Raw genomic sequence first — 17,302 nt, 5'->3', positions numbered from 1 at the left:
TCTCTAGGAGGGATATTTAGGGGTTAAATATAACACATCAAAGTCTATTATAGCCTATATGAAGAATAATTGCAAGGGGTGCAAAAAGATGCCTACACATGTATGACTTTTGCCTATCTGGTTACGCTACTTTAAATACAAAACTCAAAAAGTTTGTTCCACTACCTGGGTAAGAGCAAACAAATGCTGGAGGCGAAACCTTTTATGCAAGATTGGTTGGAAATTACGCTGCGAACGTTGTCCTCGGTCGTTATTTTGTTCGTCATGACCAAGCTATTGGGCAAACGGCAAATTTCGCAGCTGTCGTTATTCGAGTATATTACGGGGATTACGATGGGGAACATTGCTTCGTACATTTCACTGGATCTCGATAATGAATGGTATTTAGGCATTGTAGCCTTGTTTGTATGGGTCATTGTTTCCGTCGCCTTCGAGTTTGCTACCATGAAGAGCAAGATGATTCGCAACTTTATAGACGGGCAGGGAAGCGTGCTCATCAAGAAAGGAAAGCTGCTGGAAAAAAATTTAAAAAAGGAGCGTATGACGCTCGATGAGCTTTTAGAGCAGCTGCGTAAAAAGGATGTCTACCGGATGGCGGATGTGGAATTCGCTATTATGGAGCAAAGCGGCGAAATTAATGTGCTGCTGAAAAAGGAACACCAGCCGCTTACAGCTGATATTATCGGTCTTCAAGTGGAGCCGGAAGCGGAAGCGACTACGATCATTATGGATGGCAAGGTGCTCAAAAAGGCGCTGCGAGAGTCAGGGCATGATGACAATTGGCTGAATAAAAAGCTGCGTGATCAGCGGATCGAGGTGAAGGACATCTTTCTGGGGCAAGTCGATGATCAGGGTGAGCTGATGATTCAGACAGGCACCAAATCCATGGAGCCGGCTAAGCCAATCAACCCCAAGTCACAGCTGCTTGCTATGATGAAGCAGTTTGAAGTTCAGCTGCAGCTTCAGGATCAGTTGTTCTTAAATGAAAAGGATAAATCGGATTATCAAAGTGCGATAAACAAGCTGCAAGCGCTAATCAATAAAAAATAAGACGGGCAGCAGCTAACGCTGTGACCAACATTTAAGCAGAAGCGGCTGTTCAACGCAGGCGATGTATTTTAAAATGTACGGAGGTGAATATACATAACGATAAGGGGCGGGCTATGAGACAGGTTTTATTTTTGCGCGCATATAATTACTTCTATTTCTCGCAGTTTGCCTTGTTTCTTTCCTTCCTGCCGATTTATTTGGCTGAACGCGATATTAGCACCACGAATATTGGGTTGATGCTGGGGCTGGGGAGCCTCATTGGGGTCGTATCCCAGCCGCTCTGGGGAATGATTAGCGACAAATATAAGGTAGTCAAAAAGGTCCTGCTGCTGCTAATTGCGATATCCGTCGTCATCGGCGGACTGCTCTATCGCTCAACGGAGCTGGTGCCGTTGTTTGTAGGCATTAGCTTGATGTATTTCTTCTTCCTGCCAACGGACCCTTTGGTTGAAAGCTTCAATTATCGCGTATCTCTTCAATATAAGGTCAATTTCGGCTCGATCCGGATGTTTGGCGCGCTTGGTTTTGCCATGGCATCTTCCATTATTGGCTATGTAGGCAAGCACTATGGCATCGGCAGCTTGGCGATATTATTCCTCGTGTACGGGGTTATCACCTTGCTGCTGTGCAGCCTGCTTGTGGAAGTGCCGGCAGCTTCCAAACCGGTTGCGATGAGGGAAATCGGTTTGTTTTTCAGAAGCAAGCAGACGCTATGGTTTCTCGGGCTTGTGCTGTTTCTCGCAGTACCGCACCGGATGAATGATAATTATATCGGCATATATATCAAAAGCCTGGGCGGTGACGTCCAGCTAGTCGGGCAAGCTTGGACCGTTATGACGATTATTGAGGTTGTTTTTTTTGCCATTAGCCATTATTTCATTAAACCGGGAAAAGAGCTTGCGGTTATCGCCGTCGCCGCTAGTTTCTATGCGCTGCGCTTTGCGCTGTCTGCCATCGTCACTGACCCTGCTGCACTTATGTGGCTGCAATTGCTGCAAGGAGTCTCCTTTGTGCTTTTTTATGCGGCGTCGATTCAATATTTGTATGCGATTGTTCCTGAGGAATGGAAGGCAACGGGCCAGACGGTGCTAGCGGTGCTGCTTTTTGGCGTATCCAGCATAATATCAGCAACCGTCGGAGGATGGTTCATTGACCAGTACGGCGGGGCGATGCTTTACGGGGCCATGGCTATTTGGTCGGTTGCTGCCATGCTGTTATGTCTGCTCATTATGCTGAAACAGAGAAAAGGGGACCCTGCTTAAAGGTCCCCATTCATCATTGTTGCGTTGCAACTCATATATAATAGAAGAGTTTTTTTGATCTACAAATGCGAGGCGCAGCTTTATGGTATTTTTTTGGACGTAATTGGCTTAGGCATTTCCTGGCCGCCGATGAATTGATATTTAACCAAAGTGTTGAAGGCATCCACATGCGGGGTCAGTGACCGTCCTCCCCAAGATTCCACAGCATAATCATTCAGCTGATTCACGAAATCCATATTGGCGGATATGTGCACCTCCTGCACCATCGGGGCAAGCTCGCGAATACGCGTGGCGATCGTTTGTTTAAGCTCCGGGGACAGCTCATTGTGGTCGTTGACCGAGAAATACGACTGATAAGGCTTGACGAGCAGCCGATTGTCCTCGAGCGGGCTAACACGGCTCGTATTGTAGGCGTCCTCTGGCTTCCCGCCGTTCAACTGCTCCCGATTGCCGCCAGCCCCTCTTGTACCGACAGCAGTCCAATCAAGCACGATGCCGACATAAGCGTTTTTGTCCGTCAGCATGACGTTCGCCGCGGCCACGCCGTTTAAGTTGGTCACCTTCTTAGACAACGTATTGCTGTATTCGAAAAAAGCATTGTCATGCTGATGCGGATTGCTCGTCGTCGTTCCATACATTCTGCTGCCCAGCATTTTCGGATCGCCGGCTTGTCTGCTGCCATAATCGTAATCGCTGTCCTGTACCCGCTGCTCGTAGTTGCAGGCAGTTGATGAGCATACGAGGAGGGCGCTGCATAATAACGCATAAATCATTCGTTTTTTTGGCATTTAGATGTCCTCCATTCCTGTAGTAATAAGAATAGGGTTTGTAGGGAACGATTAAATATACGCAGGAAAAGCTATACAGATTTGACTTTGTGAACGGAAAGCCCGCGATTCTCGAAAAAAGCGCTTTAAAATAACGAATTTGACAGCTTTGCGAACAATTTGTGAACTCTCTGTGGAACATTGACAAATAAGGGCTTCAACTTTATATTTAATAAGGTATTAAGGTCGCAGAAGTTGTCATTTTTTATTAGCTTAAAAACAAGCAGTTTGCCACAATTTCGGGGTGTTTACAGCTGCAAAAACGTCAAAAGTGGGGTTGATTATTGATGAATCGGTGGCAGTTTTTTAAACGGCTTGCGCCGCTTCTGGCCTTGATGGTATTGGTGCTGTCAGCATGCGGACGAGCAGATCTATCCGCGCTGAATCCCCAGGGGCCCGTAGCGCAAGAGCAATTCGGATTGATGAAGCTCGCATTTTCAATCATGATCGGTGTAGTAGTGATTGTATTTGCGCTTTGTTTGTTTGTCATTATCCGTTTTCGCAGACGTAAGGGAGATAAGTCGATTCCCAAGCAGGTCGAAGGTAGCCACAAGTTGGAGATTATTTGGACCGTAATTCCTATTATTCTCTTGATTATTTTGGGTGTTCCTACCGTACAGACCGTATTTAACCTGTCAAAGGATCATTCAAACGATCCAGATGCGGTTAAAGTAATAGTAACTTCACATCAATATTGGTGGGAATTCGAGTATCCGGATCTGGGCATCAAGACGGCGCAGGAGCTGGTTATTCCAAAAGGCAAGACCATTACCATTGAAGCGAAGACAGCAGACGTGCTTCACTCGTTCTGGGTTCCTTCCCTTGCAGGTAAAATCGATACTAATCCTGGTGGTTCAACTAATAAAATGTTCTTCTCGGCACCAAAAGAAGGCGTTTACTTGGGCAAATGTGCCGAGCTATGCGGACCTTCCCACGGCTTGATGGACTTTAAGGTGAAATCGGTTGATGATGCTTCGTTTGACCGTTGGGCGGCAGCGCTTCAAGCGCCAGTAGCAATGCCAAGCGATCCGGCAATTGCCGCTGCTTTCGAAAGCAAATGTCTCGTTTGCCACGCTGTTGGCGACAAAGGCGGACCATTGTATCCGAACCTTACGGGTATCGGAAGCCGTGATTCCGTTGGTGGTATCCTGATTAATACAGATGATCCTCAGTACTCCAATGAAGGTTCCACTTATGACAATCTTCATCGTTGGATCGAAAATCCTGATGATGTCAAACCAGGCAATCTGATGGGCAAGATCGATCTGACGCAGCAAGAGCTTGATGGTATTGCGAAATACTTATCGGAATTAACATTGGACTACGAAAAATAGATCATCGGTGATGAAAAGGAGGTACCAACTTGGCTCAAGGACACGCGGTTAAGCGTTACTCTGGTCTGATGGACTGGTTAACAACGGTTGACCACAAAAAAATCGGTATTTTATATTTGATCGCCGGCGGTTTTTTCTTTCTGGTCGGTGGTTTGGAAGCACTGCTTATTCGGATTCAGCTTTGGAAGCCGCTCAATGATTTCGTTAGTGCGGATACATACAATGAGCTGATTACTATGCACGGTACGACAATGATCTTCCTGGCTGCGATGCCAATGCTATTTGCTTTAATGAACGCAGTTGTGCCGCTGCAAATCGGCGCACGCGACGTAGCCTTTCCTTTTGTAAATGCACTTGGCTTCTGGACGTTTTTCTTCGGAGCCGTATTATTGAATGTCAGCTGGTTCACAAGCACAGGTGCGCCAGCTGCCGGCTGGACGGCTTACGCACCACTTTCGGGGCCGGCGTTCAGTACTGGGCATGGGATGGATTATTATGCCCTGGGTCTTCAGATAGCGGGTATTGGTACACTTATCGGGGGGATTAACTTCCTGGTTACGATTATTAATATGCGTGCACCTGGCATGACCTTCATGCGGATGCCGATGTTTACATGGGCTTCGTTCATTACGTCGGCGCTTATCTTGTTCGCTTTCCCTGCACTTGCTGTAGGTTTGGCAGCACTGATGTTCGACAGGGTATTCGATGCCAACTTCTTCGACCCTAACAATGGCGGTAACGCTGTACTATGGGAGCATATTTTCTGGATTTTCGGACACCCTGAAGTGTATATTCTCATCTTGCCTGCCTTCGGTGTTATTTCCGAGGTAATCAGCACGTTCTCGCGTAAGCGCCTGTTTGGTTACAGCTCGATGGTGTTCGCGACAATTCTGATCGGCTTTTTGGGCTTCATGGTATGGGCGCATCACATGTTTACGACGGGTCTGGGGCCTGTAGCTAACGCATTGTTCTCTATCGCAACGATGCTGATTGCAGTGCCAACAGGTATTAAAATTTTCAACTGGATCTTTACAATGTGGGGCGGCTCGATCAAATTTACGAGCGCTAACTTGTATGCCGTTGGATTTATTCCGACCTTCGTAATGGGTGGCGTTACAGGCGTTATGCTTGCAGCTGCGCCAGCGGATTTCCAGTATCACGATACGTATTTCGTAGTTGCGCATTTCCACTATGTTATCGTCGGCGGTCTGATTTTAGGTATTTTCTCCGGTCTTCATTACTGGTGGCCTAAAATGTTCGGCCGCGTGCTCAATGAAACGCTTGGCAAATGGACGTTCTGGATGTTCTACATCGGCTTCCATCTGACATTCTTTATTCAGCATTTCCTCGGTTTGCTCGGTATGCCCCGTCGTATTTGGACGTACCTCGACGGCCTTGGATTTAATGAAATGAATCTAATTAGTACAATCGGTGCGATTATGATGGGTATTGGTACAATTATGTTCATCCTGAACGTAGTTATCACTAATGCAAAACCACAAAATGCAGCAGATGATCCTTGGGAGGATGGCCGTACGCTGGAATGGACCATTCCATCGCCGCCTCCGGAATATAACTTTAAGCAAACTCCGCTTGTTCGCGGCTACGATGCTTATTGGAAAGAAAAAATGGATGGACATAAAGGCATGACACCTGCTGAGCCAATTGGCTCGATCCATATGCCATCTCCTTCTATTCTGCCGTTCACAATGTCGCTTGGCTTGTTCATTACAGGCTTTGGCCTGATGTATTCGAGGGATTGGACATTTATTACAGAGCATATCGGTTTCTATGTTGCCGGTCTTGGCTTGTTAATAACGTTCGGAAGCATGTTCCTTCGCTCGGTATATGATGATCATGGTTTCCACATTGAGCCGGAAGAGTTGGAAGATAAGGGGGTTAAAGCATGAGTACACATTCACATGCAGAGGGGCATCTTCCTCATGAGCCCGAGAAAGCCACTCTTGAGGGCCGCAATAAAGTATTAGGCTTCTGGCTATTTCTTGGCGGTGAAACGGTATTGTTCGGAACGTTGTTCTCGGCGTTCCTTGCCCTTCGCCATCAAGTGCTGGATGGACCGCAGCCAAGCGAGCTGTTTAAGCTTTCGCTCGTTGCAGCAGCAACTGCTATTTTGCTTACATCAAGCTTGACTAGCGTATTTGCTATCCAAGCGCTGCATAATCATAATGTAAAAGCTTTAATCAACTGGTTAATCATAACCGTTGTGCTCGGACTTGGATTCTTAGGACTTGAAATTTATGAGTTTTACCACTATGTGCATGAAGGACATGGCTTTACGACAAGTGCGTTCAGTTCTTCCTTCTATACGCTAGTCGGATTCCACGGTGCCCACGTTGCGTTCGGTATTTGCTGGATTTCCAGCATTATCGGACAGTTGATGAAAAAAGGTCTTACGGTTGTTACAGCTCCTAAAGTGTATGTTGCAGGTATGTACTGGCACTTTATCGACGTAGTTTGGGTATTTATCTTCACCGTCGTTTATTTGATGGGAAAGGTGGTCTAGCCAAATGGCAAGCAATCACTCGACAGCTGAAGAACAGCAGCGTCCAGTTCGCCACAACTCAGAAGGACCTAAGAAGCACATTATTGCGTTCATTTTCTCCATATTGCTGACACTCGTAGCATTTGCTGCGGTAGCGGCTGGCGAAATCAATAAAAGCTTTATCTACATCATTATTATGGGTTGCGCTATGCTCCAAGTGTTCGTACAAATGGCATTCTGGATGCATATGAAAGACCGCGGCCACGTTTTTGCTACGGTCGGCATTCTTATGGGTGTATTTATTGCCTTTACGTGTATCGTTATGGCGGAATATTGGGTTTGGTGGTAATACGGAGTTACAATTGCACAGAGGAGGGGTCCCGGGTGGGTTCCCTCCTCTTTTGCAGAAGATAAAGGGAGGTTGCAGCCATGCTTGGCCTGGAATATTTCAGTTTTGAAGAGTTGTGGACCCCATGGTATATGTTCGGCACAATTGCTGTCATCATATTGTATTTTTATTTGAATGGACCATGGCGGGAGAAGCATGCACCGCTTGAGGCGTCCGCAACAGGCAAGCAGCGGTTTATGTTCGTTGTTTCGGCTATTCTCTATTATTTGTGCAATGGCGGGCCGCTTAATTTCCTGGGACATTTAATGTTTACCTTCCATATGTTCAATATGTCGATTTCTTATCTCATTGTGCCGCCGATGCTTATTTTATCGATTCCCTCTTTTATGTGGCGCAAGCTGTTTGCTTCGAAAAAATGGCGTTCACTTAACTTTCTAATGAATCCTATTTTATCGCTGCTGCTGTTTAATCTATTGTTTTCTTTTTATCACGTACCAGTCATACATGACTTTGTCATGACCCACTATACGATTCACCGTATCTATTATTTTGTTATGCTAATTGCTGCAATCATGATGTGGTGGCAAATTGCATGTCCTGTGCCGGAATGGAATCGCCTGACGGATTTGAAGAAGATGGCGTATGTTTTCGCGAATGGCATTTTGCTGACTCCCGCGTGCGCCTTAATTATATTTGCAAGCTCTCCCTTATATGCGGTATATAACGATCCGAACGTCTGGGTACAGGCGATGGGGTATTGTGTGTCGGGTGATCCAACGCGGCTGCTTACGATGTTCGATGGTCCTCAATTTTTCAATTTAATGGAAGTGGTAGAGGACCAGCAGCTAGGCGGCATCGTCATGAAGCTATTGCAAGAGTTGATGTACGGGATTATACTGGCGTATATATTCTCACAATGGTACAAGCGTGAAAATAAGGAAGACGATTTGCCTAATACCAATACAGGTACGGCATAGTTTTAGGCAGATTTACTATTTTACCGATATAGGTGGGATCGACATTGGATTGGTATTTTATTCTCCCTACAATAAGCACATCATTTATCGTTATTAGTGCGATTTTGGTTGCGATTGGTTGGGGACTGATTATTAAGCGCAAAGTTGAGGCGCATAAGAAAGTGATGATCGCAGCTGCAATTGCAGCCATCATCTTCTTTATTATATACTCCTCGCGAACAATAGTTGTCGGCAATACAACATGGGGCGGACCCGATAGCATGCATCTCTATTATGTTGTCTTTCTGATTTTCCATATTACGCTTGCAACGGTAGCAGCGGTATTCGGCATTACGACGCTCGTGCTGGGCTTCAAGAGCAAATATGCCAAGCATCGCAAATGGGGCCGCGTGACGTCGATTATCTGGTTTTTCACAGCGATTACGGGCGTTATAGTTTATGTGCTGCTGTATTTATTGTATCCAGGCGGCCATACGAAGCCGATGATTGATGCTATTTTTGGTCTGTAAAGTTGGTATTACAAGGAAGCCGCGAAGCTGATTCGCGGCTTTGCTGTATTAAGGGGGATGTGCCTTGTCCAGAGAGATTCGCGCAGATGAGCTGGCGGCGCTCAAGGAAATAGCAGAGATGCTCAATTCGATGAATGATATGAACGTTATGCTCAATGCAGTGCTGGTGAAGCTTCTTGAGGTTACCAGCTTTACGACAGGCTGGATCTTCTTGCTTGATGAGCATTCGGACAGCATATGTGCGGCCGCGCAAAATCTCCCCTCAGCCCTTGCAGAAAACGATAATGCAGCGATGTGCGGAGAAGGCTGCTGGTGCACCGAAAGCTATCGCCAAAACAAGCTGAATCGTGCGGTCAACATTATTGAATGCTCACGAATTGTATATGCTGCGGAATACAATGCTGGCGATAAAGGCGGCTTGACGCATCATGCGACGGTGCCGCTGAAGGCAGGCGCGGAGAGCTTTGGATTGCTGAATGCTGCGCAGGCGGGCAAAGAATTTTTTTCAAAAGAAGAGCTAGCCCTGCTGCAGGCGGTTGCCTACCAGATAGGCACAGCGATTAAGCGTATCCGCCTATATCAGGTACAGGAGCGAAATGCGCTGCTCTATGCGAAGCTTGGTGAGGTCATTACGCGCATCCATGCGGTGCAGGACATTAGCCAGCTGCCACTTAAGGCGGTTGAACATATAAGCGCTGCTTTCGACTGGCCGCAGATTGCATTATTCGTCTATGAGCAGGACAGGCTTTCGCTTCGTGCTTATTACGACGGGCAGCAGACGAGGGAAGGCTGGCAGCAGCTCGATTGTGGAAACGGGGGAGTTGTGGCCGACGCTTTTCACCAAAATCGTCTCGTCGTTGTTGCAGATAGCAAGGAGGAGGCTGTTGTCCCGCTAACGGCTAAAGGTCTAAGGGCATTCACATCGGCTGCAGCGATTCCGCTGCGAAGGGGCAGCTGCCCGTATGGCGTTCTGTTCATTAGCAGTAGGGATAATGGGCAATTCGATCATTATCCTGAAGAGTTTATGTATGCGCTCGGTGAGCATTTGACGCTCAGCATTGATAATTTAAGAGTAATTGAGCAGCGCCGGGAGCTTGCCCGTATGGAAGAGCGGATTCGCATGGCACGGGATTTGCATGATTCGGTCATGCAAAAAATATTTTCGATGTCTTTTATCGCCAAAGGAGCCGAGAAGATCCTGGGCGGGAAAGATCCGATCGTGGAACGCTCGCTTCAGGAAATGGCCAGCTTGTCGCAGGAAACGCTCGGGGAGATGCGGACGCTTATCTGGCAGCTGCATCCCGCTGGTCTTGAGAATGGGCTGCTGCCTGCCCTTAAGCAGTATGGCGAAAGGATGAACCTTATCGTACATGCAGAGGCAGAAGGGCTGAAGGAGCTGCCCCGTGCGCTTGAAGAAGGCTTATGGCGGATTGGCCAAGAAGGACTTAACAACATTCGAAAGCATGCAGATGCAAATGCTGCCTATATTCGGCTTGTGAAATCAGAACGGGAAGTAACGCTGGAAATTGAGGATCATGGACGAGGTTTTTCACCTAAACAACTGCTGGGACAGACGATGGGGATGCTGTCTATGCGTGAAAGAGCAGAGGCGCTCGGAGGTGAGTTTATCATTCATAGTGAAATGGGGCAGCGAACCGTCATTCGGGCAAGCATACCGCTGGCAGCAGAGGAGGGAGGGTGAACGGTGAAAATTAAGCTGTTACTCGTTGACGATCATCAAATTGTTTTGAAGGGCATTGCTTTCTTTTTGAATTTGCAGCCGGATTTCGAAATTGTCGGGGAGGCAGCCAACGGGAAGGAAGCAGTGGAGAAAGCGGCTGAGCTCCAGCCGGATATGATCCTCATGGACTTGCAAATGCCTGTCATGGATGGGATTGAGGCTAGCCGAATCATTGCCGAGCAGCATCCAGCGATCAAGGTGCTGGTGCTGACCAGCTTCGCAGACCGCAGCCATATTGTACCTGCTCTTCAGACGGGGGCGATTGGGTATATGCTGAAGGATGTCGCACCGGATCAACTGGCGGAGGCGATACGCAGCGCTTATAAAGGCAATATTCAGCTGCATCCCGATATTACCAGCGTGTTAATTGGTGCTGGAGCAGCCTCTCCCCCTCTCGATGGGACAGAGGAGCGCTTATTCTATTCGTCCCTGCAAGCAGAGTCGGAACGCGATTCACTGCGCTCCAAGTCAGATCAAATAGCTTTTGCTTCGCTCACACCGCGTGAAATGGAGGTGCTTAGGCAATTAATGAGAGGAAACAGCAATAAAGATATTGCCCGGGCATTAGTCGTTGCCGAGAAAACAGTGAAAACTCATGTGAGCAGCATTCTTAGCAAGCTTGATGTAACCGATCGAACACAAGCCGCGCTGCGCGGCATTCATTATTTGGGCCCAGAGGCGTAAGGCTAGACCTAAGCCCTCCGCGCCTCCATGCTGGCGACTTTCATGCTATTGGCCGATGATTTGTGAGAAGAAGGCTTGTAAAATAAAGCCTATCACAAATACATAATAGAGAAGCTGCCCGCATAGAGCGCTTTTTTACGGAGGGAATATTTATTATGAGCACTGTACTTTTTGTAAAAGCAAATGATCGTGGATTAGACCAGGCGGTTAGCGTAAAGCTTTATCATGCTTTTCTCGATTCTTATAAAGAAACACATCCGAATGATGTCGTTACGGAGCTGGATTTGTTCCAAGAAGAGCTTCCGTATATGAATGCCAATATGATTAACGGCAATTTCAAAGCGCCACGCGGTTATGAGCTGACACCTGAAGAGCAAGCAGCGGTTGATGTTTCCGGCAAATATATCGATCAATTTCTTGCGGCGGACAAAGTTGTTTTCGGTTTCCCACTGTGGAATTTGACGATTCCTGCTGTGCTGCACACTTATATTGACTACATTTACCAAGCAGGCAAAACATTTAAATATACAGAGCAAGGTCCAGTTGGCCTTATTCCTGATAAAAAGGTTGCTCTGCTTAATGCAAGAGGCGGAGTGTACTCCGAAGGTCCAGCAGCGGCAGCTGAAATGTCCCTCAATTATGTCCGCAATATTATGCAGTTTTTCGGCGTAACGAATTTCGAAATCGTCATTGCAGAAGGCCACAATCAGATGCCTAATGAGGCGGAAGCCATTGTTGCCCATGCAATTGAAGAAGCTAAAGCAGCAGCAGCACGCTTCTAAGACAGCAATATACAACTCGAAAGAAGTAAAGCCTTGGCCAGAGCCTATTAAGCTCATGGACAAGGCTTTTTTATTTAGCCGCTGCTGAATGGAGGGGAGAAGCAGCTTTGTAAAAATTTCCTGGCGATGGATTGACAACGTTAAGAGGTGTGATTATACTGTGTATAAAGATATATACAGTATATAGAGTGGCAGGAGGAAAACTCGTGAGTATGTGGCAAGGGGCATGTCATATTTTAATCTACGAATTGCGGAAGACTCGTTGGGGTTTTCTAGGCTCGCTCTTTTTAGCTTTATATTTGGCTATTATTGGGGGAATGCTGTTCCACCTGGATGAGACGCTGGTTTTAACAGCCGATTATTGGGCCATTGATTTTGTTTTTCTTACGACGCTTCCTTGTCTGGGCTTTGTGCTAAACCATACGAATATGTTCTATTGGCGTAATGATACCTTTAGCGGGAAGCTGGCTGAATGGCGCATATTGCCGATATCGCTGCCTCAGTTGATTTGGGGAAGGCTGATGCAAATCGTTGTTATACTGCTTCCTATGCAGATTATTTTTTTCCTCATTCAGTATTTTTTGGTCGATGGGATGAAAGAAACGATTTCTCCAGGCGCTTATCTTCTATTCGGACTATGCTGGTTTCTATATTCACTTGGCATGGCAGCAACCTATGCCATTTGGGAATACGGCTATAGCGGAAAAACGTATGTGATCGTTTGTTTCTTATACTGCGTTTTTTATCTGCTGCTTACTTTCTTGCTTAGTGTCAATGATATTTCGATTGTCCAGAGCTTGTTAAGAGGACTGGAAAATGGCGAGTGGTGGTATTTGTTAGTAGCGCTATTGATAAGTATCGTTGGTATTGCTGTCAGTTTTATGATATTAAAACGCCGATTGGAAACACGAAGCTTTTAAAGCAAGACATTCAGTAATCAAGTAAAGAAGGTGAAGCCGTGTGGCTGCCGATTCAAATGAATGAGCAAAGCGCCGAGCCGCTTTATTATCAAATAGAAGTACAGCTGAGAGCATTAATTGTCAGCGGGCAATTGGCCGAAGGGACGCTGCTCCCCTCCATTAGGGAGCTGGCGCAGTCGCTGAAATGCAGCGTCATCACGGTGCGCCGGGTTTATCAGGATTTGGAGTCGGAAGGACTGCTGCGAACGAGGCAGGGAACAGGCACCTACGTTGCGGCTGTTGAGCAGGATGATCGCGACCGTTACCGCCTAGTGGCAGTTGTCGAAGCAATCGAGACGGCAATTATAGCGGGGCAGCGGGTTAAGTGCTCACGCGAGGAGCTGGAACAGATTTTTCGCGAGCAGCTGGAGAAGCATTTTAAAGATAACGTTTAGAGGGAGGCGGCGTCATGAGCAACGATATTGCGATTCGTATTAACGAGGTAGAGCTGCGGCGTGAGCGGTTTCAGCTTGGCCCTCTTACATTGGAAGTGCCTAAGGGCTGCGTCACTGCCATTGTCGGCCCAAATGGCTCAGGCAAAAGCTCAACCTTCCGGATGCTGCTAGGCTTGATCAAGCCGGATAAAGGCGAGCTGAGCGTGCTCGGCCATTCCATTTCAGACCATAAGGATACCGGATGGAAAAACAAAATCGGTTATGTGCCCGAGCTGTTCGGAAGCCATGAGAATAAGCTGAGAGCTTCGGACAAGACGGATTTTGTGCGAAAATGGTATCCGAATTGGGATGTAAACCTGTATCGTGAAATTTTGCGGATGTTCGAAGTCGATGACAGCATCAAGCTTGGCAAAATGTCCAAAGGAACACGGCGGAAATATGAATTCGCGCTTGTGCTTGCCCATCATCCCGAGCTGCTGCTGCTCGACGAGCCTTCCTCTGGCTTCGATCCGCTGGCTTGGCGCAGCATGATGAGCTTTTTGCACAACTATATGAATGAGGGCGAACGAACGATTCTCATGGCCTCCCACATTGTGGAGGAAGTGAAACGGCTCGCAGATTATATCGTCTTTATGGCGCAGGGCCGAATACTTGGCATGTACGAAAAGGATGAGCTGCTCAGCAGCTGGCATATGTTTTATGTGAGTGGCAGCGAGCTTGTGGGCAGAAATGTGAAGAGCATCCCCGGCAAATGTACGGTGGAAGATGCAGGGGGCGGCAATCTGCGGATCGTTACACGGCAGGCACTGGAAACCGAGCACTGGTGCGAGCGGGAAAATATTGCGATTGTGGGGCGGCAGGCGCTTGATCTGGATGATATTTTGGCCGTATTAATCCAGCAGGATAGACAGCATATTAGAGCTTGATATCAAGGAGGAGAAGACAATGAAGCCACTAAAAATTGAACAAATCTATAAGCAGTATGGCGATAAAACAGCAGTAAATGGCATTAGCCTGGAAGTAGGAGAAGGTGAAATTTACGGCCTGCTAGGTGCGAACGGCGCGGGCAAAACGACGACGATGCGAATGGTGCTGGGACTGATTTTTCCCGATGGGGGCCAAATTTTATATAACGGCAAGCCTTACAGCCATAATCAGCTGCAAATGCTCGGTTATTTGCCGGAGGAGCGGGGGATGTATCCGCGTGTTCGCGTAAGCGACCAACTGCTGTATTTGGCGAAGCTGCGGGGGATGTCGAAGCGGGATGCCGATCAAAGCCTAAAGTATTGGCTGGAAAAATTCGGCGTGCCGGAATATTACAATAAGAAGCTGGAGGAGCTTTCGAAGGGTAACCAGCAGAAAATCCAGTTCATTGCTTCGGTTATCCATAAGCCGAAGATCGTCATTTTGGATGAAGCCTTTAGCGGGCTTGACCCGGTGAACGTGGAGCTGCTTAAGGCAGCGGTGAAGGAGCTGCGCGAAGAAGGCACGACGATGTTGTTCTCGACACACCGCATGGAGCATGTGGAGGAGCTGTGCCGCAATATAACAATTATGCACCGCTCGAACGCGGTACTGCAGGGCAATCTCAAGGAACTCAAGGGGCAGTATCCACGCGAGCGCGTCATGCTGGGAACCGAGCGCACCGTGAAGGGGCTTGAGACGCTGGAAGGCGTAATGAATGTGCAGCGCAATGAATCGGGTTACGAGCTCCGAATTGAGAATGAAGCGGCGGGCGGGCTTATTTTACGCCATGCGATGGAGCAAACGGAAATTAGGCGGTTTGAAATTATGGAGCCAACCTTAAACGAAATCTTTATAAAATTGGTGGGTGAAAAGCATGAGTAATTTTTGGACAGTCGTCAGCTTCACCGTTCGCAATAAGTTTCGGACAAAATCCTTTTTGGTTATGACGTTGATTTTCGCAATTATTATTACCATTGGTGCAAATCTGCCTTATCTCATCTCCCAGTTTAACAATGATGGTGTAAAAACCACCTCTATCGGTTATATCCAGGCGGAAGCGGGCAGTGTGGCAGAGGGGACTAAGCTTGCGGAGCAGCTTAAAGCCTATTATTCGCAGCAGGAGCAGCCAAATGTTGAACTGGTTGATTTTGCGGATACGGGCAGTGATGCGGGTAATGAACAGGCACTTAAGCAGGGCCTTATCGATCAGAAAATTAAAGGGTATTTGACCTTTGGCGACGTTCAGGCAAATGGCCTGCCAGCTGTAACTTATAAATCCGAGAAGCTGCTGGATGAATCCACAACCCGTTCGCTGCAGGGGGCGCTGCAAAACATACGCACCGAAATGATTTTCAAGGAAGCCGGGCTGAGCGAGGAGCAAAAGGTGCAGCTGTTTGCGCCGGTTTCAATTGAAACGATGCAAATTGCTGCGGAAGCGGGAGCGGGGTCCAATACCGACGGGCTGTCGCCTGAGCAGCAAGCGGTCAATATGGGACTCGTATCGATTATAGTCATTATGCTGTTCTTTGTTATTATGGTGACGGGGCAGCTGATTGCGACAGAAATTACATCGGAAAAAGGCTCGCGGGTCATGGAAATTCTTATTACCAGCGTATCGCCGCTGACGCAAATGTTCGGAAAGGTGTTCGGGATGTTCCTCGTCGGCTTGTTCCAGCTGGTGCTGTATGGAGCCGTTATGATCATTAATTTATCGATGCCGCAAAATAAAGATGCGTTTACAAATTTGAATATTCATTTCGATCAAATTGATCCGTCGCTGATTGTTTATGCAGTCATCTATTACTTGGCAGGCTACTTCCTGTACGCCATGCTGTATGCGGCAATCGGTTCCATTGTGAGCCGGACGGAGGATTTGGCCCAGGCGGTTATGCCGATTACGATTTTATCGCTGGCCGGCTTCTACATTAGCACGTTCAGCATTTCGAATCCGGACACGATGCTCGTGAAAGTCGCTTCCTATGTGCCGTTTTTCTCGCCATTCGTCATGATGCTGCGAATTGGACTGACGAACCCGCCAGTGTGGCAGGTGCTGCTGTCCTTAGGCATTTTGTTCGTATCGATCTACATCTTCGGCTGGCTGGGAGCGAAAATTTATCGCACCGGCGTCCTGATGTACGGCAAGCGCCCGACATTTAAAGAGCTGCGGAAGGCGATGCGGGCTTACAAGGTTTAGATGATTGTTTATAATTGTGTAGATATTATTTAATAATGACGCTAAATTAATGGTATTTTGGCGGTAGTATTGAATTGTTTTGTCGGTAAAATTATTACTGATTGTGTGAAAGCCTGGAGATTACTGAGTTTATTGATTCTTAATAGCTAGTAAAGAAGGAAAGAGAATCAATAAACTCACAATGAGTTGGTTTATGATAAAATGACGTTTTTAAATATTGATTAAATGAAGAGACGGCAGCCAATTAATTGGTTGCCGTTTTCTTAATTGACTCATCCCCCTCTTATTAATCCATATATACACATCTCCAATTTGTCATATCGACTTTCAGTCCATGTCGAGGGTCATCAGCGGATTGAAATCTGTGGTGAGGTGAGAAAAGATTTCTCAGTATTTTAAGGGGATCCCACACTACTTTCTAAGCGGACTCTTGTGAGACGTGAAGAAATTAGAAAAGACATCGGAACTAGTTATGAGAAACTCAGCCAACTAAATAATATAGGTGAAATAAGTTTAGATGTTAGTACCAAAAATGCAAAATCACAATATTGGATAGACTCGGCAATATTTCAGAGCTATCTCGAAGGCCAAAAATCGAGGATATCAAGAGGAGAAGCTGCATTAATTTTAGGTGTTAATAAGACATCTGTTCAGAAGATAATTTCTTCTCCCAGCCCCGTTAGAAGTATTGACACATTCAAGCTATTTTCATCCTCTGTGGTGCAGCGCTGATTTTGCGCTGCATGTATGGCTAAAACCAGCTAATATCT

Annotated in this window: 18 protein-coding genes; 17 read left to right on the top strand and 1 reads right to left on the bottom strand. The window is 47.0% G+C overall.

Annotation, left to right across the window (positions count from 1 at the left end; translation table 11 throughout):
• Positions 1–204: 204 nt before the first annotated feature.
• Positions 205–1,050, top strand: a complete 846-nt coding sequence (locus ABEW34_RS17635; RefSeq protein WP_430160471.1) for a DUF421 domain-containing protein — start codon at positions 205–207, stop codon at positions 1,048–1,050.
• Positions 1,051–1,163: 113 nt separating this feature from the next.
• Complete coding sequence (locus ABEW34_RS17630; protein ID WP_430160470.1) at positions 1,164–2,312, top strand: MFS transporter; 1,149 nt, start codon at positions 1,164–1,166, stop codon at positions 2,310–2,312.
• A gap of 80 nt (positions 2,313–2,392) precedes the next feature.
• Here ABEW34_RS17630 and ABEW34_RS17625 read toward each other — a convergent pair whose 3' ends face one another.
• On the bottom strand, positions 2,393–3,100 hold the full coding sequence (locus tag ABEW34_RS17625; RefSeq protein WP_430160469.1) for a YhcN/YlaJ family sporulation lipoprotein: 708 nt from the start codon (positions 3,098–3,100) through the stop codon (positions 2,393–2,395).
• Between the two features lie 323 nt (positions 3,101–3,423).
• Here ABEW34_RS17625 and coxB point away from each other — a divergent pair, with 323 nt between their 5' ends.
• The 15 genes from coxB to ABEW34_RS17550 all read left to right on the top strand — a co-directional run bounded on the left by coxB (position 3,424) and on the right by ABEW34_RS17550 (position 17,264).
• A complete protein-coding gene (gene coxB / locus ABEW34_RS17620) occupies positions 3,424–4,473 on the top strand; it encodes a cytochrome c oxidase subunit II (protein WP_430160468.1) in 1,050 nt (349 codons plus the stop codon).
• Positions 4,474–4,541: 68 nt separating this feature from the next.
• Positions 4,542–6,383, top strand: coding sequence for a cytochrome c oxidase subunit I (ctaD, locus tag ABEW34_RS17615; protein ID WP_430160528.1), 1,842 nt, complete (start codon positions 4,542–4,544; stop codon positions 6,381–6,383).
• Complete coding sequence (locus tag ABEW34_RS17610) at positions 6,380–6,997, top strand: cytochrome (ubi)quinol oxidase subunit III (protein WP_430160467.1); 618 nt, start codon at positions 6,380–6,382, stop codon at positions 6,995–6,997. The genes ctaD and ABEW34_RS17610 overlap by 4 nt, the downstream gene beginning before the upstream one ends.
• 4 nt (positions 6,998–7,001) lie before the next feature.
• Positions 7,002–7,325: a cytochrome C oxidase subunit IV family protein gene (locus tag ABEW34_RS17605; RefSeq protein ID WP_430160466.1), complete on the top strand. Its 324-nt coding sequence runs from the start codon at positions 7,002–7,004 to the stop codon at positions 7,323–7,325.
• Positions 7,326–7,405: 80 nt separating this feature from the next.
• Entirely contained in the window at positions 7,406–8,302 is an 897-nt protein-coding gene (ctaG, locus tag ABEW34_RS17600; RefSeq protein ID WP_430160465.1) for a cytochrome c oxidase assembly factor CtaG, read from the top strand.
• Positions 8,303–8,346: 44 nt separating this feature from the next.
• Entirely contained in the window at positions 8,347–8,811 is a 465-nt protein-coding gene (locus ABEW34_RS17595) for a DUF420 domain-containing protein (RefSeq protein ID WP_056042917.1), read from the top strand.
• Positions 8,812–8,875: 64 nt separating this feature from the next.
• A complete protein-coding gene (locus ABEW34_RS17590; protein WP_430160464.1) occupies positions 8,876–10,513 on the top strand; it encodes a GAF domain-containing sensor histidine kinase in 1,638 nt (545 codons plus the stop codon).
• Positions 10,514–10,516: 3 nt separating this feature from the next.
• The gene (locus ABEW34_RS17585) at positions 10,517–11,236 is read left to right on the top strand and encodes a response regulator (protein WP_430160463.1); all 720 of its coding nucleotides are present in this window, start codon (positions 10,517–10,519) and stop codon (positions 11,234–11,236) included.
• Positions 11,237–11,391: 155 nt separating this feature from the next.
• Entirely contained in the window at positions 11,392–12,018 is a 627-nt protein-coding gene (locus tag ABEW34_RS17580) for an FMN-dependent NADH-azoreductase (protein ID WP_430160462.1), read from the top strand.
• Positions 12,019–12,224: 206 nt separating this feature from the next.
• Positions 12,225–12,938, top strand: coding sequence for a hypothetical protein (locus ABEW34_RS17575; protein WP_430160461.1), 714 nt, complete (start codon positions 12,225–12,227; stop codon positions 12,936–12,938).
• A 38-nt stretch (positions 12,939–12,976) separates the two neighbouring features.
• Entirely contained in the window at positions 12,977–13,372 is a 396-nt protein-coding gene (locus ABEW34_RS17570; protein WP_430160460.1) for a GntR family transcriptional regulator, read from the top strand.
• A 14-nt stretch (positions 13,373–13,386) separates the two neighbouring features.
• A complete protein-coding gene (locus ABEW34_RS17565) occupies positions 13,387–14,298 on the top strand; it encodes an ABC transporter ATP-binding protein (protein ID WP_430160459.1) in 912 nt (303 codons plus the stop codon).
• Between the two features lie 19 nt (positions 14,299–14,317).
• Entirely contained in the window at positions 14,318–15,220 is a 903-nt protein-coding gene (locus ABEW34_RS17560) for an ABC transporter ATP-binding protein (RefSeq protein ID WP_430160458.1), read from the top strand.
• Entirely contained in the window at positions 15,213–16,532 is a 1,320-nt protein-coding gene (locus ABEW34_RS17555; RefSeq protein ID WP_430160457.1) for an ABC transporter permease, read from the top strand. The genes ABEW34_RS17560 and ABEW34_RS17555 overlap by 8 nt, the downstream gene beginning before the upstream one ends.
• Positions 16,533–16,964: 432 nt before the next feature.
• Positions 16,965–17,264, top strand: a complete 300-nt coding sequence (locus ABEW34_RS17550; RefSeq protein ID WP_430160456.1) for a hypothetical protein — start codon at positions 16,965–16,967, stop codon at positions 17,262–17,264.
• Positions 17,265–17,302: the final 38 nt, after the last annotated feature.

It is taken from the genome of Paenibacillus algorifonticola (genome assembly GCF_050481745.1).
In the GTDB taxonomy this organism is placed as follows: Bacteria; Bacillota; Bacilli; order Paenibacillales; family Paenibacillaceae; genus Pristimantibacillus; species Pristimantibacillus algorifonticola_A.
This window is presented reverse-complemented; position numbering and strand designations above follow the sequence as displayed.

Bases quoted from the DNA above. Each gene is read 5' to 3' on its own strand.
- ABEW34_RS17635 (WP_430160471.1), top strand. From the start codon at position 205: ATGCAAGATTGGTTGGAAATTACGCTGCGAACGTTGTCCTCGGTCGTT.
- ABEW34_RS17630 (WP_430160470.1), top strand. From the start codon at position 1,164: ATGAGACAGGTTTTATTTTTGCGCGCATATAATTACTTCTATTTCTCG.
- ABEW34_RS17625 (WP_430160469.1), bottom strand. From the start codon at position 3,100: ATGCCAAAAAAACGAATGATTTATGCGTTATTATGCAGCGCCCTCCTC.
- ctaD (WP_430160528.1), top strand. From the start codon at position 4,542: ATGGACTGGTTAACAACGGTTGACCACAAAAAAATCGGTATTTTATAT.
- ABEW34_RS17610 (WP_430160467.1), top strand. From the start codon at position 6,380: ATGAGTACACATTCACATGCAGAGGGGCATCTTCCTCATGAGCCCGAG.
- ABEW34_RS17605 (WP_430160466.1), top strand. From the start codon at position 7,002: ATGGCAAGCAATCACTCGACAGCTGAAGAACAGCAGCGTCCAGTTCGC.
- ctaG (WP_430160465.1), top strand. From the start codon at position 7,406: ATGCTTGGCCTGGAATATTTCAGTTTTGAAGAGTTGTGGACCCCATGG.
- ABEW34_RS17580 (WP_430160462.1), top strand. From the start codon at position 11,392: ATGAGCACTGTACTTTTTGTAAAAGCAAATGATCGTGGATTAGACCAG.
- ABEW34_RS17565 (WP_430160459.1), top strand. From the start codon at position 13,387: ATGAGCAACGATATTGCGATTCGTATTAACGAGGTAGAGCTGCGGCGT.
- ABEW34_RS17560 (WP_430160458.1), top strand. From the start codon at position 14,318: ATGAAGCCACTAAAAATTGAACAAATCTATAAGCAGTATGGCGATAAA.
- ABEW34_RS17555 (WP_430160457.1), top strand. From the start codon at position 15,213: ATGAGTAATTTTTGGACAGTCGTCAGCTTCACCGTTCGCAATAAGTTT.